This window comes from Marinobacter profundi (assembly GCF_002744715.1).
Taxonomy (GTDB): domain Bacteria; phylum Pseudomonadota; class Gammaproteobacteria; order Pseudomonadales; family Oleiphilaceae; genus Marinobacter; species Marinobacter profundi.
On sequence record NZ_KZ319369.1, the window covers coordinates 241,756 to 262,339 of the forward strand.

Here is a 20,584-nt window from a genome sequence, read left to right on the forward strand (position 1 = left end):
TAAAATAATAAGAGTTAATATTTTTTGATATTTGTCAGGTTTGAAGAATATTTGAGCCAGATCAAAATATACTATTTTTGTTATAAGTTTCAGTTTGGTTTCAGATTAGAGCCATAAGATCTCCGTTCAGAAATAACTTAAATGGAGATTTAAAGTTGTCCATCCCTCCTCTCGTTATAAAACCGGCCATTTTTTGTGTTCTGGTTTTAACCAGTCTGCCCGGTTGGGCGAACTCAGAACTTCAACTGACCAATGTCGTTAACACGGCTATCGAGAACGACCCTTGGCTTCGGCAGAGCGCCCGGATGCAGGACGCGTTGATCGAAGAATCCTATGCAGAGGGAGCGCTCCCTGATCCCCGGGTAACCATCGGCGCCGCAAACCTGCCCACGGATACTTTCGACACCGGGCAGGAAGCAATGACTCAGGCCACAATCGGTTTCTCCCAGCGCATTCCCCGTGGTGACAGTCTTCAGCTGGCCGGTGAACAAAAGACCCGGATGGCTGAAGTGCAGCCGTTCCGCCGGGAAAATCGCCGAGAGCAGGTAACGGAAAGGGTCACTCACCTCTGGCTCGAGCTCTGGCGAACCCAGGAGAGTATCCGGTTGATAGAGAGCAACCGGGGGCTCTTTGAGCAGTTGTCAGATGTCGCCGAAGCGGGCTACACCTCTGCGACCATGGGCTCCAGGCAACAGGACATCATTCGGGCTTCACTGGAACTGACCCGGCTTGAGGACCGTCTGGCAGCGCTGAACACCCAACTGGCGTTCAGCCGTGAATCGCTGGGTGAATGGATTGGCGCGGACGCAGCACAGTTGCCGGTGCCCGGAGAGATTCCGCCAGAGCTATTGGCCGAACATGCGAAAATGTGGCCGGAAACAGATGTTAATGGGTTAATCCGCCATCCCTCGATCCGTGCCACCGATCAGTTGATTGATGCCCAGGCGATTGATGTGGACCTGGCGCGCCAGGCCTACAAGCCGGAATGGTCTGTTTTTGCGCAGTATGGATATCGGGACAGGGCCCCGAATGGCCAGGATCGCGCCGATCTGTTTTCTGTCGGAATCGGTTTTGACCTCCCGATTTTTACCGGAAACCGACAGGACCGGAAGCTGCGCTCCTCAACAGCCCGCCTGGAAGCTGCCAGGTCCGAGCGGATCCTGCAGATGCGGGAGCTTCAGGCCAGGGCCCGCGCCGCAATGGCACGGATTGAACAGCTTGATGACCGGATCAGGCTATACCGTCAGACCCTGATACCGCAGATGGAACAGCAGGCCAGCGCCGCCCTGACCGCCTACGACAACGACGATGGCGATTTCGCAGAAGCCGTGCGCGCACGCATTGACGAGCTTAACGCCCGGGTTGAGCTGATACAGATTGTTGCCGAGCGCGCAAAAAATCTCGCGAGCTTTCGTTATTTGACTGCCCACTCCTCTGAAACACCTTCTTCCTCACTACCGAACGATCAGGACTAACGACCATGGCCAATCTGATTCGCCCATTGGGCTTTGTATTGCTGGGTGGCGTTGCCGGAGCCGCGGCTGCCTATTGGCTGGCTGCCGAACCCGGAATGAACCACGCCCCTGACCCAGCCAGCACTGAAAGCAACGAACCTTTGTATTGGGTGGCGCCCATGGACCCCAATTTCAAACGTGATAAGCCGGGCAAGTCGCCCATGGGCATGGATCTGGTGCCCGTCTATAAGGAGGGCGGCTCCGGGGAAGACGCACCAGGCACGGTCCGGATCTCGCCCACCGTGGTGAACAACCTCGGTGTGCGGACGGCGTCCGTGATCCAGGGGCGGCTGCCAAGCACCGTCAGGACGGTGGGTTACGTGCAGTACAACGAGGATGAGATGACCCATGTGCACCCGCGTGTAGAAGGGTGGATCGAAGCCCTCTATGTAAAAGCGGAGGGCGAAATGGTTGAGAAAGGAAAGCCTCTTTACACCCTCTATTCGCCAACGCTCGTCAACGCCCAGGAAGAGCTGATCCTGGCACTGAACCGGGGAAACCAGCGCCTGATCAACGCGGCTGAAGAACGTCTCAGGGCACTGAATGTGCCTGCGTCCGTGATCCGTCACCTGAAAGACGCCGGTGAAGTGCAGCGAACAATGACCGTCCACGCCCGGGCCTCGGGCGTTATCGATAACCTGAACGTGCGGGAAGGTATGTTCATCAAGCCCGGCGACCGGGTTTTATCGATTGCGTCACTGGATGAGGTGTGGGTGATCGGAGAAGTCTTTGAGAGCCAGCTTGCCGCACTTGACTCGGGCAACAAGGTGGTGATGACACTGGATTACATGCCCGGGCGCCAATGGGCCGGGCGCGTGGACTATATCTATCCGGAGATCAACCCGAAAACCCGGACGGCGCGGGTCAGAATGCGCTTTGACAATACCGATGGTGCCCTTTTGCCAGGTATGTTCGCCGCGCTGGAGGTGCAGGGCGAACGCAGAGAGCGGCGCATGCTTGTGCCCAGGGAGTCCATAATCCGCACCGGGCAGAGTGACCGTCTGGTGCTGGCGCTCGATGAGGGCGCCTTTAAGTCCGTCAATGTCAGCGTGGGGCGTATCGGTGACCCGTATGCCGAAATTCTTGAGGGTGCCAAGCCGGGCGATACCGTAGTGACCTCCGCCCAATTCCTGATCGATTCCGAATCCAGCAAAACGTCGGATTTTCAGAGGATGTCAGCGCCAGCCGGTGAAAAGACAGACCCGGAGATGAATCACGGGGGAATGGATCACAGCACCATGAATCATGGCGGAGACGAGTCATGATTTCAGCCATCATCTACTGGTCTGTTCGTAACCGTTTCCTGGTGCTGCTGGCGACTTTGCTTGTCACCGGGCTCGGACTCTATTCACTGAAGAACACGCCGGTGGACGCCCTGCCGGATCTCTCCGATGTACAGGTCATCATCAAAACCAGCTTCCCGGGGCAGGCTCCGCAGGTGGTGGAAGACCAGGTGACCTATCCGATGACAACGGCCATGCTCTCGGTGCCGGGGGCTAAAACGGTGAGAGGCTACTCATTCTTCGGTGACTCCTACGTCTATGTGATTTTCGATGAGAACACCGATATGTATTGGGCCCGCTCACGGGTGCTGGAGTACCTCTCCCAGGTGGCGCCCAGCCTGCCGGACTCGGCCCGGCCCCAGCTTGGGCCCGACGCCACCGGAGTTGGCTGGGTTTATCTTTACGCGCTGGTTGACCGTACCGGCAACCACGATCTGAGCCAGCTGCGCAGCCTCCAGGACTGGTTCCTGAAGTACGAGCTGCAAACGGTACCGGGTGTGTCTGAGGTGGCCGCACTGGGCGGAATGGTGAAGCAATATCAGGTCAAGGTCAGCCCGGAAAAACTACGGGCGCTGGGCATCCCGCTGGCTCACATCCAGAACGCGATCAAACGGGGCAACCAGGAAGTGGGCGCGTCGGTGATCGAGATGGCGGAAGCGGAATACATGGTTCGCACGTCGGGCTATATCCAGTCCCGTGATGATCTGTTGTCGATCCCGCTGGGTCTTGACGATAACGGTACCCCGATTCTCCTGAAAGATGTGGCCAGCGTTGAGGTCGGCCCTCAGATGAGGCGTGGCGTTGCCGAACTGAACGGGGAAGGTGAAGCTGTTGGCGGCGTTGTGGTAATGCGCTTTGGTGAGAACGCCCAGGCAACGATTAATGGGGTGAAGGCGAAGCTGGAGGACCTGAAATCCAGCCTGCCCGAAGGTGTGGAAGTGGTGACGGTTTATGATCGCTCTGGTCTGATCGAGCGAGCCGTCAATAACCTCGGATTCAAACTGCTTGAAGAGTTCCTGGTCGTCGGTCTGGTGTGCATTGTCTTCCTGTTCCACGTGCGCTCGTCGCTGGTGGCGATTCTCAGTCTTCCCGTGGGCATCCTGGCGGCCTTTATTGTTATGCACTGGCAGGGTATCAACGCCAATATCATGTCGCTTGGGGGGATCGCCATTGCCATTGGCGCCATGATTGATGGCGCCATTGTGATGATTGAGAACATGCACAAGCACATGGAACGGACGCCACTCACACCCGAGAACCGTTGGGAAGTCGTCGCAAGGTCAGCCTCCGAGGTGGGTCCGGCGTTGTTTTTCTCGCTACTGATCATCACGGTCAGTTTTGTGCCGGTGTTCGCCCTGGAGGCGCAGGAAGGGCGGATGTTTGCGCCCCTGGCGTTCACCAAAACCTACGCCATGGCGGCGAGTGCGGCTCTTGCAGTGACGCTGGTTCCGGTTCTGATGGGCTATTTCATTCGCGGCAAGGTGCTGCCGGAACACAAGAATCCTGTGAACCGGCTGCTGGTCGGTGCCTATATGCCGGTGCTGAAGCTGGTACTCCGGTTCCCCAGGATGACGGTGGTGTCTGCACTGCTGATACTGGTCATTGGCCTGTGGCCGGCTACCAAAATTGGCAGTGAGTTCATCCCGCCGCTGGACGAAGGCGACCTGATGTATATGCCCACCACTTATCCGGGCATCTCCATTGGCAAAGCCCGGGAGCTGTTGCAACAGACGGACAAGCTGATTGCGACGGTGCCTGAAGTCGAAACGGTGTTCGGAAAAGTAGGGCGGGCCGACACCGCAACCGATCCGGCGCCGTTAACCATGATCGAGACGTTCATCCAGCTCAAGCCGAGGGATGAATGGCGGGAAGGCATGACTACGGAGAAACTGAAGCAGGAGCTCAATACCCTGATTCGCTTCCCCGGAGTGACCAACGCCTGGGTCATGCCGATCATCACCCGTATCGATATGCTGGCAACGGGTATCAAAACGCCGGTTGGTATCAAGGTGGCGGGGCCTGATCTTGCCATTATTCAGGACATCGGCAAACGCCTTGAGGAGATCATGGTAGACATCCCCGGGACTGCGTCTGTCTACTCCGAGCGGGTCGCCGGTGGTCGTTACATCAAGGTGGATATTGACCGCGAAGGTGCCGCGCGCTATGGGCTGAACATCGCCGATGTCCAGCAGGTGGTGGCTTCGGCGATTGGTGGTATCAACGTATCGAGGACTATCGAAGGTCTTGAACGTTACCCCATCAATCTCCGGTACCCGGAGGATTACCGGGATTCGCCCGAAAAGCTGGAACAGCTTCCCATTGTGACCGCGTCCGGGCAGCGAATTGCCCTGGCGGATGTGGCCGATATCCGGGTTGAGGACGGGCCGCCGGCCATCAAGAGCGAGAATGCCCGCCTCAATGGCTGGACCTTTGTGGATATTGATGGGGTCGATGTGGGCACTTATGTAGAGCAGGCCATGGCTATAGTGAGCGACGAGCTTGATTTGCCTGCAGGCTACTCCGTTAGCTGGTCCGGCCAGTATGAATACATGCTCCGCGCCAAGGAAAAACTGACCTATGTGGTGCCGCTGACCCTGGCGATCATTGTCATCCTGCTGTTCCTGAACTTCCGCCGTTTTGCAGAGGTAGGGATCATCATGGGCACGCTGCCATTTGCGATGATCGGTGCCATCTGGCTGATGTATTTGCTCGGCTACAACTTTTCGGTGGCGGTCGGTGTCGGCTTCATTGCCCTGGCCGGCGTTGCCGTGGAAATCGGTGTGATCATGCTTGTGTATCTGAACCAGTCGTACCAGGCAATGCTGGAAACCTGTGAACGGAAAGGGCTGGCCCCGAGGCGGGAAACGCTCCGCCACGCGGTCCTCCACGGCGCCGGACTGCGGGTGCGGCCGGTCATGATGACGGCTGCCGCGATTATCGGAGGGCTGGTGCCTATCATGATCGGTGGCGGTACCGGATCCGAAGTCATGGGGCGGATTGCCGCACCGATGGTTGGCGGGATGATCAGCGCTGTGATTCTGGCTCTGCTGGTGATTCCTGTGGGTTACTACCTTTGGAGAGCCAGAGGCTTGGCTGGTGAGTGAAGGGTCTCCATTCGCCGGTCCGATGACAAAACCGGATGAATCTTTTGAGCGAGATCAATTCGTTGCCGTCTCAGCCAGGAAATTCAGTTTGAATTCAGCTCTTGAGCGTTAAATGGGGGTGAGTGTTTTGAACCCGCGTGATGGAGAATGAAGATGGTTTCAATCAAGAAGCTTGCAGCATGCGTCATTCTTGCGGCCGCTCCTGTCTGGGCGTCTGCTCACGGTGAACAGGGCAACTGGCAGGGCCACGGTCCCGGAATGATGATGGACCAGGACCAGATGCAGCAAATGCAGCAGAACTGGTCGCGTATGAACGGATTCATGCAGCAGATGCCCGGGGCCGGATCACCGGAGGAGCGTCAGCGCTTCCTCGAAAACCACTGGGAGGCCATGGAAGACCAGATGGAGTTGATGCACCGGGGCATGATGGGCCCGGGCATGATGGGAGGCGCCGGCGGCATGATGGGCGGTAACCAGGGGCAGGGCATGATGAACAATCAGCCTGGCCAGGGTAATCGTCAGGGCAATGCCGCTGGCATGTCACCCGATCAGCGTTTGCAGTTCATGCAGGAGCGCATGGACCAGATGCAGTTGATGATGGAACAGATGCTACAGCATCAGCGGCAACTGAACAGAAACAGTAATTGAGGCAAATTGATCCCGGTTCACCAATCGGTTTGACAGCTGTGCTAGGTTGAGAAGCATCTTTTTCGATTTTCAGGATGCGGAGGCTTGCGTGCTGGAACGGCTGCAACGTCGATTGGGTCTGCAGACAATACCGGGAGTATTTTTCACCTCTGCCGGGGTGGCAACGTTGTTTGTTGCCCTGGCGGTCCCCTTTGATCAGGCCGTAGCCGAGTATTTCGGCCTGCTGACCGGTTGGGTGGCCCGCAATCTTGGCTGGTTTTACATCCTTGCGGTCACCTCCCTGCTGGTGTTCTTGCTGGGCCTGGCGGTCAGCCGCTATGGCACCATCCGGCTTGGCGGCGACGACAGCCGGCCGGATTATTCCAACCTCACCTGGTTCACTATGTTGTTCGCTGCCGGTATCGGCACCATCCTGATGTTCTGGGGTGTGGCGGAACCGGTTTCCCATTTCGCCAACCCGCCGTTCGACGGGGTCTCGCCCGGCTCCGAGCGGGCCGCCAGTGATGCCATGACGGTGGCGCTTTACCACTTCGGGCTGCATACCTGGACTATCTTTGCCATGCCGGGCCTGGCGATTGGTTACTTTGCCTACCGCCACAACCTGCCCATGCGCATCAGCAGTCTGTTTTACCCGATTCTCGGAGAGCGGGCCTTCGGACCCTGGGGCTGGGCGGTGGATGTGATTGCCGTGCTGGGCACCCTGTTTGGCGTCGCCACCTCACTCGGGCTGGGGACCCTGCAGCTCAACAGCGGGCTGAATTACCTGTTTGGCGTGCCCTCTACCGGCCTGGTTCAGGTCATCCTGATTGCGGTTATTGCCAGCATCGCTGCCACATCCGTGGCCCTGGGGCTGGACAAGGGGGTGCGTCGGCTGTCCCAGCTCAACATCCTGCTGGCCATGGTCCTGCTCGCATTCGTGCTCGCCGTCGGGCCAACCGTGTTCATTGCCGAAGGCATGGTCCAGAGCGTGGGGGATTACTTCGATGCCTTGCCCTGGCTGGCGTTCTGGACCGAGACCTTCCGGGAGTCTGACTGGCAACGGCAGTGGACCCTGTTCTACTGGGCCTGGACTATCTCCTGGGCGCCCTATGTCGGCATTTTCATCGCCCGGATCTCCCGGGGCCGAACCATCCGCGAGTTTGTTGCAGGGGTGCTGTTCGCCCCGACGGCGTTTACCCTGGTGTGGTTCGGGATCTTCGGGTTGTCCGCCATCCAGGTGGAGATGAACGGCCAGGTCGCGCTGGCCGAGCAGGTACAGCAGGATCCTTCGGTGGCGATATTTGCCTTTCTGCAAGCATTCCCGCTGGCCGATGTGGCGTCCGCCCTCAGTGTGGTGATCATTGTCATCTTCTTCACCACGTCCTCGGACTCCGCCTCCCTGGTGATCGACATGCTGACCCGACGGGACGATCAGCCGTCGCTGGTACGCCAGCGCATTTTCTGGGCTGCCGCCCAGGGTGTGGTGGCGGCCACCCTCTTGCTTGCCGGTGGGCTGGATGCCTTGCAGAACGTGATTACATCCCTCGGCCTGCCGTTCTGCATTCTGCTGATCTTCATGGCGGTGTCACTGTTCCGGGCACTCCGGGCGGACTACCGGGGCTACAGCGTCGATGAACTGGTCCGGGGGCGAGCCTTCCCGGAAGTGGAGGCGTCGGCCGAAACCAAACAGGAGAGTGAGTATGTACCGGAAGCTGTTGATCGCCATTGATCCGGAAGACGACGGCGAGGGCAAGCGCGCCCTGGAGGCCGCCATGGAGCTGCTGGCTGAGGAGGGCGAACTCCACCTCGCCAGTGTATACAGCCCGGGCGGTGGCGGGTTCTTCCCCCACGTAACGGAAGAGGCGCCGGAGCAAAAAGAGGGTGAGGTTCGGGAGGTGCTGGATCTGCTTGTGCGCAAGTACCTGCCCCTGAACCGCACCGCGAGCCTGCATGTGGTGGCCGGCAATGCCGGCGAAAAACTGGTGGGGCTGGCGGGCCAGCTCGGTGCCGACCTGCTGCTGTTGGTCTCCCGGGGTGGTGGCGGTCACTGGCCCTTGCGCCGGGCCACAGTAGAGTATGTTGCAGTGAACGCACCGTGCCCGGTACTGGTACTGCCGGCGCTGGATAAAACCGAACCGGGTACCCGGGAGGAAGCCAGCGATTAGTCTGATCGTGTCTGGAACGCTGGTGCTGCCCGGGGCGGAAGGGTTTATGCGGGGCGCCCGCGTTACTGTGCTAGGCTTTCAGGAACTGTAACAGGAAGTTAGCGAACCGGCTCCTTGTTGAATGCCGGGATGGGAGGGCCGATGACGTCAGTGGCAACGTTACCCGCAGTGGCCTTGATCGTACGCAGTATTTTGCTGTTGCTGGTGTGGTGGGTGCTTACACTGGGGGATCGCTCCGGTCTGGGCTTTGGCGTCGTGGTGGCGGTCCTGGTGGCCTGGCGGTCGGTTCGGCTGTTCCCGCCTTCCGGTTACCGGCTGCGGCCCCTGGGGGCGTTGCTGTTCACCGGCTATTTTCTGTCCCGCTCTGCAGTGGCCGGCCTGGACGTCGCCCGGCGGTTGCTGTCGCCGTCGCTGCCGGTCAAGCCGGGTGAGATCACCCTGAGTCTCCGTGTCCCGGACGGCAGTCCCCGCTGGTTGCTGGCCAACACCCTGTCACTCATGCCAGGCACCCTGAGTGCTTTGCTGGAGGGCGATCGGCTGACCGTTCATTGCCTGGACACCCGGATGGACGTGGAACAGGATGTGCGCGAAGCCGAGCGGCAGGTAGCACGGGCGTTCGGCCTTCGGTTGCCTTCCGCAGACGGAGCCGCGCAATGACCCTGATGCTCAAGGCCGTGGGTGCCTTTCTGTTACTCACGCTGCTGATTGCGCTGGTCAGGATCTGGCGGGGACCAACCCCGGCAGACCGGATGCTGGCGTCGCAACTGTTTGGCACCACGGGGGTCGCGTTAGTGCTGGTGCTGGCCTATGCCCAGCCGCTGCCAGCGCTGAAGGATGTGGCGCTGACGTTGGCGGTGCTGTCGGTGCTGGCCAACGTGGCGTTTGTGACCCGGGTAGTGCGCATTGACCGGCCCCAGGCGGCCGACCGCTCCTCTTCAGGGAACGCCGACGCCAGGCGGAAGGAATGGAGGGCGCCATGATTGAAACCGTGATGCCTGCCGCTCAGGGGGTGTTGCTGATACTGGGCTGCCTGTTGTTTGCGGTGGGGACCCTGGGCCTGTTCCGGCTGACTGATACCCTGGCCCGTATCCATGCCCTGACCAAAGTGGATAACCTGGGACTGGGTTTGATTGTGCTGGCCCTGTTACCCCTGGCGCCCTCGTTTCTCGCCGGGCTGAAGACCCTGTTGATCTGGGCGGCAGCGCTGGCCGCCAGTGCCACTGCCGCGCACCTGGTTGCCCGGGCGGTTCATGCCGGGCGGGAAGCCCCCGGTGCGGAGGACTCCGCAGATGATTGACTGGCTGGTGGATGGCTTGCTGGTGCTGGCGTTGCTGGTCACCGCTCTGGCTGTCCTGTGGTCACGGAGTCTGTTTCGTGCGGTGGTGGTTTTCATCGCCTTCGGACTATTGATGACGCTGGCCTGGGTGCGCCTGCAGGCGCCGGATATTGCCCTCGCCGAAGCCGCCATCGGTAGTGGGCTGACCGGAGTGTTGCTGCTGGATGCTGCCCGCCATCTTCGCGACAGCCGTCCCGGTCGGCATCAGGCGGGTGAGCGCCGGGGAGGGCAGTCGGAATGATGCGCTTGCTGGCGTCGGCCCTGGCTATCGCGGTTTGCCTGGTTTTTGCCGGCGCACTGGCGGCGGCCGTGTGGCAGATTGCCGGAACACCGGCACCGGTGAGTCTGCCCGGCTTGCTGGCAGACAACCTTGCCGCCAGCGGCGTGGAACACCCCGTCACCGCAGTGCTGCTGAACTTCCGCAGCTACGACACCCTGCTTGAGATTGGCGTGCTGGTAATTGCCGGCATTGCCGGGATCTCCATGGCGCGGACCACCTCCCTGGAAGACCCGGAGTTGCGTACTTCGGATTCACTGCTCTACGCCCTGCAACGCTGGTTTGTGCCGTTGATGCTGGTGTTGGCCGGCTACCTGCTGTGGGCGGGCTCGGATCGCCCGGGCGGTGCCTTTCAGGCCGGCGCTGTACTGGCGGCCTCCGGCGTGATGATGCGTCTGGGCGGGATTCCCATGCCGTTCCTGCGTCCCGGTTTATTGCTGCGGCTCGGCCTTGCCCTCGGCTTTACCGTGTTCCTGTTGGTGGCGGTGGCCAGTGCCGCGGGAGGTGAGGCGTTTCTGGCGTACCCCAAAGCCTTTACCAAACCACTGATCCTGGCCATTGAAACCGTATTGACCTTTTCAATCGCCATGGTGCTGCTGGCGCTGTTTGTATCGGCTCCGGTCAACCAGGCACTGGAACCGGAAGAGGGGGATCCAGGATGACGCCGTCACTGCTGTATGCCTTTGCGGGCGTCCTGTTGTGCAGCCTCGGTCTGTTCGGTTTTATCCGCCTGGCGCACCTGTTGCGCAAATTGCTGGCCTTCAACCTGATGGGGTCGGGGGTGTTTCTGGTGATGGTCGGACTGGCTCAGCGGGACGGTGAGCCGGACCCGGTGCCCCAGGCACTGGTGCTGACCGGTATCGTGGTGGCAATTGCCGCCACCGCGTTGGCGGTGGTGCTGATTCGCCGTTACTACCACCTGTCCGGGCAAGCCACGCTGGCCGGGCCTGCCGCGACGCAACATGGTACGGCAAAGCCGGTTGTCCGGGCTGAGGATCGGTCTTGATGACCCCGTGGTTAATGGCCGGGTTGTTGTTCACCCCGCTGGCCTGGGCGGTACTGACACTGCTGGTGAACTTCAATCGCGGCCGGTTGATTAGCTGGCTGGGCATCCTGGTGCAGGTGGTGGTTTCCCTGGGCCTTTGGGCGGCGGTGGCAGGCGACGGTGGTTTCCACTACCAGCTGGGCGGGTGGCCGGCGCCACTGGGCATCGAGCTGCGGGTGGATGGCCTGGCGGTTACCTTCGTATTGCTGACGGCCCTGGTGGCTGCGGCCTGCGGCTGGCACGCCAGCATCTACCTGGATCCGGCAAAAGCCTGGCACCGGTATTTCTGGCCACTGTTCTGGTTTCTGTGGGCCGGTCTGAACGGAGTCTGGCTGGGCGGGGATCTGTTCAACCTCTATGTCGGTCTGGAGCTCATCAGCCTGTCGGCAGTAGGGCTGGTGGCACTGGGAGGCGAGTCCGCTGCCCTGCGTGCTGCGATACGGTATCTGATGGCAGCCCTCCTTGGTTCCCTGGCATACCTGCTGGGAGTGGCACTGATCTATGGCCAGTTCGGGTCGTTATCCATCGCGGGTGTCAGCAGGCTCCTGGGCGAAGCGGGTACTGCGCCCGGTCAGACCCTGCCGCTGCTTCTCATGCTGTTCGGACTCACCCTGAAAACCGCGCTGTTTCCCATGCATGGCTGGTTGCCACCCGCCCATGGCATTGCCAGGTCACCGGTCAGTGCGCTGTTGTCGGCACTGGTGGTCAAAGCATCTTTTTACATTGCGGCGAGGATCTGGCTTGACCTTGGCGGATACCTTGGCAGTTATGGGCTGGCGCAACTGATCGGTGGCCTGGGGGCAATCGCCGTAATCTGGGGCAGCTGGCGCGCGCTTTGGCAGGCCAAGCTGAAGCAGGTGGTGGCTTACTCCTCGGTGGCGCAGATTGGTTATCTGTTTCTGCTGTTTCCGCTCACCTGGGGCGTGGCCGAGCCGGTTTCCCTGCAGGCGCAACAAGGCATCACCTTGCAGATCATCAGTCACGCACTGGCCAAGGCGGCCATGTTCCTGGCGGCCGGCAACCTGATCATGTCGGTGGGCAGTAATCGGGTAGATGCCCTGGCCGGTGTCAGCCGGTTTCTGCCGTTTTCTCTGTTTTCCTTTGGCCTGGCGGGAGTGTCGCTGATGGGCCTGCCGCCCTCGGGAGGTTTTGCCGCCAAGTGGCTGTTGCTGCAGTCGAGTCTGGCCAGCGGGCAATGGTGGTGGCTGCCGGTTCTGCTGGCGGGTGGTCTGTTGTCTGCCGCCTATGTGTTCCGGGTGTACCGGGCCTCCTTCATGGAACGTGCCGGGACTGACCGGTTCTTCCATCCGTCCCGGAGCCTGGAGGTGATTCCGATGATCCTGGCGTTACTCTCGCTGGGTCTGGGCCTGGTAGCCGGTCCGGTACTGTCGGTGATGGTGCTGCCTTTCGGGGAAGGAGGTGGTCAGTGAGCCTGGCTTCCCTGCTGCCGGTTTTTGCGCTGATGACCTCGCTGCTGGCTGCGGTCATTATCTTCACTTTGCCGGAGCGCAGTTTCCGTTTGCGGACCCTGGTCAACCTGGGTGCCGCGGTTATCAAACTGGTGCTGGTCGGGGTGATGATCTGGGGCATTGTGCAGGGGCGCGCCTACGAAGTGGCCTTTACCATGGTGCCGGGTGTCCGGTTTGTGTTGCGGGCCGATGCGCTGTCCATGCTGTTTGCCGGCTTGTCGGCATTACTGTGGTTGCTGACAACCATCTACGCTGTGGGGTATCTCGAGGGCTCCCCGAATCGCAGCCGGTTTTTCGGCTTTTTCAGCCTGAGTGTGGCCAGCACCATGGGCATTGCCCTGGCAGGTAATCTCTTCACGTTCTTCCTGTTCTACGAAATGCTCACGCTTTCCACCTATCCCCTGGTGGTTCACCGCGGCACCCCCAAGGCCCTGCGGGCCGGGCGCAGTTACATCATCTACACCCTGTGCGGCGGGGCCGTGCTGTTGCTGGCGATCGCCTGGTTACATGGGTTGGTGGGAGACCTGTCGTTTCGGCCCGGGGGCTATTTTGCCGAGGTGGAGGACGCGCTGCGCGGGCCACTGAGTCTGATCTTCGTGCTGCTGGTGGCCGGGCTGGGAGTAAAGGCCGCTCTGGTGCCTCTCCATGGCTGGTTGCCACAGGCAATGGTGGCGCCGGCGCCGGTCAGTGCCCTGCTGCATGCCGTGGCGGTGGTGAAAGCCGGCGCGTTCGGTATTGTCCGGGTGGTCCTTGAAATCTATGGGCTCGATGCGGCCAGCGACCTGGGGCTGCTGGCCGGCCTGGCGGGGGTTGCCGCGTTCACCATCATCTATGGCTCCGCCCGCGCCCTGTACCAGGTCGACCTGAAACGACTGCTGGCGTTTTCAACGGTCAGCCAGGTGTCCTATATCATTCTGGGCCTGTGTCTTTTCGGGCCGGTGGGCGTCGCCGGTGGGCTGGTGCACCTGGTGCATCAGGGCATCATGAAGATCACCCTGTTCTTCTGTGCGGGGAACTATGCGGAAACCCTGGGGGTGCACCGCATTGACGAGCTGGACGGCGCCGGCGAGCGCATGCCGGCCACCTCGGTGGCCTTTACGCTGGGCGCGTTTGGCATGATCGGGGTGCCACCGTTGGCCGGCTTTACCACCAAGTGGATCATGGGCACCGGGGCTCTGGCGGTGGGCATGGACTGGGTGGTGGTTGTGCTGGTGGTCAGCAGCCTGCTCAATGCCGCCTATTTTTTACCAATCCTGCACCGGATCTGGTTTGGCGAACGGCAGGCGGCCTGGCCGCAAGAGCGCCGCTGGGGTCGTCTGGAAACCAGTGCCTGGCTACTCTGGCCTGCGCTGATTACCGCGGTATTGCTGATTCTGGCCGGCCTCCTGGCTAACCTGCCAGTCAGCCCGTTGAGCTGGGTTGAACTGATCGTCGCTCGGGAGGTGGCTCTCTGATGTTCGAGTCGGCATCCTTTGTGTTATTCGCCGTTACCCTGCCTTTTGCCTCATTGCTGCTGGCCCTGCGATCGGGGCTGCAGAGGGCCTATTGTTATAGCTTGCCGGTGCTGCCGTTACCTGCGCTGATGATCGCCCTGCTGAGCGATCCGGGGTGGCTGTTGTCATTACCGGGGCTGCTCCACGGCGGCCTGTGGGGCATGGATGACCTGCGGCGGGCTTTTTTGCTGCTGACCGCAATGTTGTGGCTTGCGGCTGGTGTGTTCGCCCTTGGTTATATGAAGGGTTACCTGAAGGCTGACAATCTGCGGCGGTTCTGTGTGTTCTGGGCGCTGACGCTGGCGGGCAATCTGGGGCTGACCATCGCCGAAGACATTGCCAGCTTCTATGGCTTCTTTGCCCTGATGACGTTCGCCGCTTATGGGCTGGTGGTGCATGAGGGCACGGACGAAGCCAATCGGGCCGGTCGGGTCTATCTCGTGATGGCCGTCGGGGGTGAAATGGCCATCCTGGCCGGTTTGCTGATGGCGGCTCAGCTGGCCGGCAGTGATTTGCTGGCGGACTTGCCAGCGACGATTGCCGGTGCCGAGCAGCGCGGGTTGATCATGCTGTTGCTGTTGGCCGGTTTCGGGGTAAAGGCAGGCTTACCACTCTTGCACTTCTGGTTGCCGCTGGCCCACCCGGTGGCCCCGACGCCGGCCAGTGCCGTACTCAGCGGTGCGATGATCAAGGCCGGGTTGCTGGGCTGGCTGGTAACCCTGCCGTTTGGAGAGGTGTCGCTTCCGGGCTGGGGCGATCTGCTGGTGATTGTCGGGGCGGTAGGGTCATTGGGCGGCGCCGTACTCGGGCTGCGTCAACAACAGCCTAAAACCGTGTTGGCCTATTCCAGTATCAGTCAGATGGGGTTCATCACTCTGATGGTGGGCGCGGCCCTGGCCAGTGCCGATGTTGTCGTGACCCTGTTTGCGGTAATGGCGCTGTTCGCATTGCATCATGGTCTGGCCAAAGGCAGCCTGTTCCTTGCCACCGCCATGACGCTGCCCCGCAGCCGTATTGGCCAGTGGTTGATGTGGTTGCTGGTTGCCTTGCCGGGGCTATCGCTGGCGGGGCTGCCCTTTACCAGCGGTGCGGTGGCCAAGCTGGCGATGAAAGAGGTGCTCAAACCTGACCATTTCGCGTTTGCGGCGGCGCCGTATCTACCGGCATTGATGAGTGCCGGCGCCGTGGCCACCATGCTGTTGGTCTGGCGCTTCCTCTGGCTCCAGCGGGCGGTCGGCAAAATCGGCAGGAACCCTGTAGCCATGTGGGTTGGCTGGGGATTGTCGCTTGCCGGCAGCCTGATTCTGTTCTGGTACCTGCCCTGGCATGGAGCTGTGCCTGAAAAGACGTGGCCAACCGCAATAACCGGCGAGGCCTGGAGTCTGATCTGGCCAATCTTGATGGCAACACTGATGGCCGCGGTGGCACCGCGTTCAGTGAGGCAGCGCTAGCTTGCCCTTTCCGCCACGTCGGCAGCGTTCACTGCAGTAGCGAACCCTGTCCCAGTCTTTTGCCCATTTCTTGCGCCAGGCAAACGGGCGCTGGCACACCGGGCAGGTTTTTTCGGGCAAGTGTGGTTTTTTGTGCATCGGACCAAAATGGTTTTTACTGACAGTGACGACTTGTACGTTCCTGAAACGCCAAAGGATTGTCTATGGCCCGATTCAGTGACCACCTGCCGGTGCCGTCGGTTCTGATCTTCGATTGGCATGGCACCCTGGTCGACACCCACGATGCCATGTTCAGCGCCATGGAGGACATGCTGCCGCAGCTTGAAGAGCTGGGGCTGGTGGAGCGGCTGCTGCCGGAGGACCAGTGCCGGACGGCGGAGGACGCCCGGCTGGTGCGCTATATCCGCATTTTCCGCCGCCTGCATCCGCGGATCCTGGCGGAGCGGCGGGTATCCCGCACCGATATTTTCAATGCGATCTTCGGCGAGGACCGGGAGGCCCGGCTTATCGCCCACCAGGCGTACAATGCCGCCTACCGGAAGTACTTCGGCCAGGTGAAGCCCTTTCAGCCGGGCGCCTACGACTACCTGTGCGCGCTTCGGCAAATGGGCATCAAGCTGGCAGTCTCCACCAATCGTAACCGGGAGTTCCTTGACCGCGAACTGCAGACGGTGGACGAAGGTCGCTGGCAGAACCTGTTCGACGCCACCGTGTGTGCTGATGATGTCACCGAATACAAGCCGGATCCCGAGGTGATCCTCAAGGTGCTCGACAAGCTCGGCCTGCCGGCGGGGGAGCAGGCCTGGTACGTCGGCGACAGTTATGTTGACATGCTGACGGCCAACCGTGCGGGAATCTCCGGCATTTTCTACAACGGCGCCTGCTGGGATGCCGGGCGCATTGACAGTTGGTTCAGTTTCCGGGATGCGCCGGCGGCGATCCTCGACAGCTTCGAGGACCTGATGGACCTGCTGGCCTTGCTGGAACGGGGGGCTCCGCAGGCCTTCCGGGCAGTGCCAGCAGAGGTGCGGCCACGGCCGTTCCCGCCCCCGCCGCGTCCGGAACCGCGGATTGAGCCGGACTGGCATCCGGCCATTGCGCGACTTATCCGCCCCTCGGTCATCCTGTTCGACTGGCACGCAACCCTGGTCGACACCCTGGATGCCATGTATCACGCAGTGGATGACATGCTGCCGGAGTTCCACCCCCTGGGGCTGATGGATCGCATGGTGATGCCGGAAGACAGCAAGACTCCGGAAGACGCCCGGCTGGTGGCCTATGTGCGGGAATTTGCGAAGCTGCATCCCAAGGTCAAGGCAGACCGCAAGATTTCCCGCACCGATATCTTCGAGGTGCTGTTCGGTGAGGACCAGGAGGCCAAGCAGATGGCACACCGGGTATTCAATCACCACTACCGCAATCATTACGGCACGGTGGCAGCGTTCGAACCGAAAGTGCGGGAGGTGCTGGAGGGACTGCGCAGGCTGCATATTCAGGTTGGCGTTATCACCAACCGTGACCGCGAGTTCTTCGAGCACGAACTGGCCGCGGTGGAGGGGACCGGCTGGGCCGACCTGTTCGACGTGGATGTGTGCGGCGATGACACACCGCTGCGCAAACCCCATCCTGACCAGTTGTTGCTGGCCGTCCAGAAACTGGACTACCCGCCGGATCCCAGTGTCTGGTATGTGGGTGACAGCACCACCGATGTGATCGCAGCCAAGCGGGGCGGGCTCACCTCGGTGTTCTTCAATGGCGCCCAATGGGATCAGTTATGGCTGAACAAGATTTTTCCCGGTACCCACAAACACCCAGACAAGCCGGATGTGGTGGTTAACGATTTCTCGGAGTTCTGGGCGCTGGTGCTGGCGTGTGAGATCGGTCCGCCGTGAGATCGGTCGGCCCCGGGATCAGAGCGCGCCCCTGTCCGCCCGCAGCGCGTGTTCGATATCCAGGGCCAGGGCGACAACGCCAACCGTCAGCCCGGTGGCAGGGTCGGTCACCGGCTGGCTGGCAAACACCAGGAAACGCGAGGACGACGCGTCATAGCGCAGAGAGGTCAGGTGCACCTCGCCCGGGACCAGCTTCAGGGCCTCGGTAAACTTGCCTTCGTCACCTTGCCAGTAGTCGGAAGTCAAACGGCTGGCGGCAGCCAGGGTGCCATCACGGGTGATGGCCATGATTTCGGTGACAAGGTCGTGCTGGCCTTCCTGCCAGCGATGCAGGGCATCCGATGCCGGCAACGCCAGGATCTGCTCCGCCAGCGGGGTTGGCCGGTACGGTGCGAGCGCCCGCCATTTGCTGTCATGGTTCAGAATCTCGGCCATGGAATCGAAGTGAGGTGCGGCACCTATTGCCCCGATCAGATCGATGTCACCTGACAATTGTCGCAGTAACTCGGCAGCGCGTTTCCCGAGGATGGCCCGTTCATTTTCTGCCAGCGTGAAGGTGCCGGGCAGGCAATCGGGAATCGACTGGTTAAAGTTTCTGATGAAGTCCGGGTTGGCCTGGGCGAACGCGTTGTTCAGATACAGGTACAGGGGCGCGTAGCGGACGAAACGGAGGTGCAGCGGGTCGGCGGGAATGGCGCCGTTTCGGGCGAGGTTGTTCATGAGCACCTGGTAATCGGCCAGTCCGGTATCAATGCGGTTGCGTTGCATCACGGCCAGCAGTTGCCCAACTGTTGAGACTTCCATGTGTACCGCAAGGCCCTGGCGCTTCAGCCAGCGGGCTTCGTTGCTGCCCGCAACCACGCCGATGCGGCCCATAGTGGCGGTCGCAGGCGTCAGCTTGGAGAAGAAAAACCATTTTTCCAGGGCGATCGGGTCGGTGCGGGTGGCCACCTCGTCCAGCATGGCTGACCGGTCAACAGCGAAGTAGCCGTCAATGGTCTGGCCCTGCAGGGCGTGAATCGCCCGGTTCTGCGGCACGGTGCGGATCTCGGTATTCCAGCCGGCCTGGCCGGCGGCGCAAACAACCGTGTTGACGGTTTCTCCCCGCACCATCGGGCCCGTCGGCAAACCTGGCTCCGTGACCTGGTACGGCGCGGCTTCGAAGGTATACAGCCTGAGGATGTCAGCCCGGGTGTCGGCGCATGCCAGCGCAAGCATGCCGATGATCGGGGCGTAACGCCGCAATGTCATTGTTGCCAGGTCCTTCTGCATGTAAAAGCTTATCATTAAGACTCTGAGAGCCTAGCATAGCAGCCATGGATTGGAAGTGCCGGACGGGCCCTTCCATTCAGGCCATTCAGTACTCACAGCTGCTCCAGCCGTTCGAGCAAGTCCTCTGCCCGGCCCAGCAGCGCTTGCCGACGTTCCGGCGTCTGTCGGTCCCAGTTGCGGTACATCATAGTCATTCGCGGGTTAGCTGCGAACTGTTTACGATGGCGATGGATGAAATGCCAGTACAGGGCGTTGAACGGGCAGGCGTCCTCTTCGGTGCTGTGGGACACCTTGTAGTGGCAGTTGGCGCAGTGGTCAGACATACGCTGGATGTATTTGCCGCTGGCGGCATAGGGCTTGGAGCCAAGGTAGCCGCCGTCGGCGTGCATGACCATGCCCAGCACGTTGGGTAGCTCGACCCAGTCGTAGGCGTCGGCATAGACGGCCAGGTACCAGTCACAGATTGCCTCCGGACGAATGCCGGCGAGCAACGCGAAATTGCCGGTGACCATCAGACGCTGGATGTGGTGGGCGTAGGCGTTGCGGCGGGTGGCATCGATGGCTTTGTGCATGCAGCGCATGCGGGTGTCACCGGTCCAGTAGAACCAGGGCAGGTCACGGTTATAGCCGAGGCGGTTTTCTGCGGCATAACCAGGCATGTGCAGCCAGTAAATGCCGCGGACAAACTCACGCCAGCCAATGATTTGCCGGACGAACCCCTCCACCGCGTTAAGCGGTGCCCGTCCCGCGTACCAGGCCTGGACCGCCGCCTCGCAGACTTCCCGCGGGTCCAGCAGGCCACAGTTGATAGAGGGTGAGAGGATCGAGTGGAACAGCCAGTCTTCGGTTTCCGACATGGCGTCCTGGAAGTCGCCAAAACAGGGCAGGGCGAAATCGATGAAATGCGCCAGCGCGGCCCGGGCATCGGTTGCGGTGACGGCGAAGTGGAAGTCGTCCGTGGTGCCGAAGTGGCCAGCGAACTGCCCGTTGACCAGCTCAATCACTTCCCGTGTGATGGCGTCCGGTTCAACCCGGAAGGGCGCGGGGGCAGGAGGCCTTCCTGTCCACTTCTTGCGGTTGTCAGCGTCGAAGTTCCATTGGCCACCTTCGGGAGTGCCGTCCGGTGTCATCAAAAATCCGGTTTTTCGCCGCATCTCCCGGTAGAAGAACTCCATTCTCAGCTGTTTGCGGCCTTTTGCCCAGTTTGCGAATTCCTCCTTGCTGGCCAGGAAACGGTCATCCAGGCGAATTTCTACGGCGACATCGAGCCGTTGCGCCCACTGGCGGATTTCGTTGTCCAGCCGCCACTCGCCACATTCGGTAGTAATCACCCGGCGCGCACCCGTGACAGCGAGCTGCCGGCGAATCACATCCTCCAGGCTGCGACGGTCGCTGGCGGGGTCGTAGGCATGGTAGTGCACCTGCCAGCCGTCCTCCTGCAGCGCCCGGGCAAAGTGCCGCATGGCACTGAACAGCAGTACCAGCTTCTTCCTGTGATGGTTGGTGTAGCTGGCTTCGTCATGCACCTCGGCCATCACCAGGGTGTCGCGCTGCCGGTCTGCGCCGGCCAGTGCGCTGATGTGCGGGGTCAGCTGGTCCCCGAGGATCAGTATCAGATTACCGTGGTCGTGCACGTTGCAGGTCTCCCAAAGGTGG

General features: G+C 61.0%; 19 protein-coding genes. 16 read left to right on the forward strand and 3 right to left on the reverse strand.

Annotation, left to right across the window (positions count from 1 at the left end; genetic code table 11):
- The first annotated feature begins 155 nt into the window (after positions 1 to 155).
- The 15 genes from CLH61_RS06655 to CLH61_RS06725 all read left to right on the forward strand — a co-directional run bounded on the left by CLH61_RS06655 (position 156) and on the right by CLH61_RS06725 (position 15,764).
- Positions 156 to 1,475 (forward strand): TolC family protein, encoded by a 1,320-nt coding sequence (locus tag CLH61_RS06655; protein ID WP_099613925.1) that lies wholly within the window; start codon positions 156 to 158, stop codon positions 1,473 to 1,475.
- 5 nt (positions 1,476 to 1,480) lie between these two features.
- Positions 1,481 to 2,779 carry an efflux RND transporter periplasmic adaptor subunit gene (locus tag CLH61_RS06660; protein ID WP_099613926.1) on the forward strand — a complete coding sequence of 433 codons (1,299 nt, stop codon included), beginning with the start codon at positions 1,481 to 1,483 and terminating at the stop codon, positions 2,777 to 2,779.
- Positions 2,776 to 5,901, forward strand: a complete 3,126-nt coding sequence (locus tag CLH61_RS06665; protein WP_099613927.1) for an efflux RND transporter permease subunit — start codon at positions 2,776 to 2,778, stop codon at positions 5,899 to 5,901. Before CLH61_RS06660 ends, CLH61_RS06665 begins: the two co-directional genes overlap by 4 nt.
- A 153-nt stretch (positions 5,902 to 6,054) precedes the next feature.
- The gene (locus CLH61_RS06670) at positions 6,055 to 6,549 is read left to right on the forward strand and encodes a hypothetical protein (RefSeq protein ID WP_099613928.1); all 495 of its coding nucleotides are present in this window, start codon (positions 6,055 to 6,057) and stop codon (positions 6,547 to 6,549) included.
- Between the two features lie 88 nt (positions 6,550 to 6,637).
- The gene (locus CLH61_RS06675) at positions 6,638 to 8,257 is read left to right on the forward strand and encodes a BCCT family transporter (RefSeq protein ID WP_099613929.1); all 1,620 of its coding nucleotides are present in this window, start codon (positions 6,638 to 6,640) and stop codon (positions 8,255 to 8,257) included.
- Positions 8,229 to 8,693, forward strand: coding sequence for a universal stress protein (locus tag CLH61_RS06680; protein WP_099613930.1), 465 nt, complete (start codon positions 8,229 to 8,231; stop codon positions 8,691 to 8,693). The genes CLH61_RS06675 and CLH61_RS06680 overlap by 29 nt, the downstream gene beginning before the upstream one ends.
- A 141-nt stretch (positions 8,694 to 8,834) precedes the next feature.
- Positions 8,835 to 9,350: a Na+/H+ antiporter subunit E gene (locus CLH61_RS06685; protein ID WP_170003634.1), complete on the forward strand. Its 516-nt coding sequence runs from the start codon at positions 8,835 to 8,837 to the stop codon at positions 9,348 to 9,350.
- Entirely contained in the window at positions 9,347 to 9,673 is a 327-nt protein-coding gene (locus CLH61_RS06690) for an MrpF/PhaF family protein (protein ID WP_099613932.1), read from the forward strand. Before CLH61_RS06685 ends, CLH61_RS06690 begins: the two co-directional genes overlap by 4 nt.
- On the forward strand, positions 9,670 to 9,990 hold the full coding sequence (locus tag CLH61_RS06695; RefSeq protein ID WP_228152557.1) for a cation:proton antiporter: 321 nt from the start codon (positions 9,670 to 9,672) through the stop codon (positions 9,988 to 9,990). The genes CLH61_RS06690 and CLH61_RS06695 overlap by 4 nt, the downstream gene beginning before the upstream one ends.
- Positions 9,983 to 10,270, forward strand: coding sequence for a Na(+)/H(+) antiporter subunit B (locus CLH61_RS06700; protein WP_099613933.1), 288 nt, complete (start codon positions 9,983 to 9,985; stop codon positions 10,268 to 10,270). The genes CLH61_RS06695 and CLH61_RS06700 overlap by 8 nt, the downstream gene beginning before the upstream one ends.
- Positions 10,267 to 10,968, forward strand: a complete 702-nt coding sequence (locus CLH61_RS06705) for a Na(+)/H(+) antiporter subunit B (RefSeq protein WP_099613934.1) — start codon at positions 10,267 to 10,269, stop codon at positions 10,966 to 10,968. The genes CLH61_RS06700 and CLH61_RS06705 overlap by 4 nt, the downstream gene beginning before the upstream one ends.
- Positions 10,965 to 11,312, forward strand: coding sequence for an NADH-quinone oxidoreductase subunit K (locus CLH61_RS06710; RefSeq protein ID WP_099613935.1), 348 nt, complete (start codon positions 10,965 to 10,967; stop codon positions 11,310 to 11,312). The genes CLH61_RS06705 and CLH61_RS06710 overlap by 4 nt, the downstream gene beginning before the upstream one ends.
- Positions 11,312 to 12,781 (forward strand): complex I subunit 5 family protein, encoded by a 1,470-nt coding sequence (locus tag CLH61_RS06715; RefSeq protein WP_099613936.1) that lies wholly within the window; start codon positions 11,312 to 11,314, stop codon positions 12,779 to 12,781. The genes CLH61_RS06710 and CLH61_RS06715 overlap by 1 nt, the downstream gene beginning before the upstream one ends.
- On the forward strand, positions 12,778 to 14,274 hold the full coding sequence (locus CLH61_RS06720) for a complex I subunit 5 family protein (RefSeq protein ID WP_228152558.1): 1,497 nt from the start codon (positions 12,778 to 12,780) through the stop codon (positions 14,272 to 14,274). Before CLH61_RS06715 ends, CLH61_RS06720 begins: the two co-directional genes overlap by 4 nt.
- Complete coding sequence (locus CLH61_RS06725; RefSeq protein ID WP_099613937.1) at positions 14,274 to 15,764, forward strand: complex I subunit 5 family protein; 1,491 nt, start codon at positions 14,274 to 14,276, stop codon at positions 15,762 to 15,764. Before CLH61_RS06720 ends, CLH61_RS06725 begins: the two co-directional genes overlap by 1 nt.
- On the opposite strand, the gene CLH61_RS06730 is transcribed toward CLH61_RS06725, so the two are convergent.
- A complete protein-coding gene (locus CLH61_RS06730) occupies positions 15,747 to 15,902 on the reverse strand; it encodes a DUF2256 domain-containing protein (RefSeq protein WP_099613938.1) in 156 nt (51 codons plus the stop codon). The genes CLH61_RS06725 and CLH61_RS06730 overlap by 18 nt on opposite strands.
- Before the next feature lie 65 nt (positions 15,903 to 15,967).
- On the opposite strand from CLH61_RS06730, the gene CLH61_RS06735 reads away from it, so the two are divergent.
- Entirely contained in the window at positions 15,968 to 17,656 is a 1,689-nt protein-coding gene (locus CLH61_RS06735; protein ID WP_099613939.1) for an HAD family hydrolase, read from the forward strand.
- 18 nt (positions 17,657 to 17,674) lie between these two features.
- Here CLH61_RS06735 and CLH61_RS06740 read toward each other — a convergent pair whose 3' ends face one another.
- Complete coding sequence (locus CLH61_RS06740; protein WP_143752105.1) at positions 17,675 to 18,943, reverse strand: type 2 periplasmic-binding domain-containing protein; 1,269 nt, start codon at positions 18,941 to 18,943, stop codon at positions 17,675 to 17,677.
- 77 nt (positions 18,944 to 19,020) lie between these two features.
- A complete protein-coding gene (locus tag CLH61_RS06745) occupies positions 19,021 to 20,562 on the reverse strand; it encodes a cryptochrome/photolyase family protein (protein ID WP_099614209.1) in 1,542 nt (513 codons plus the stop codon).
- Positions 20,563 to 20,584: the final 22 nt, after the last annotated feature.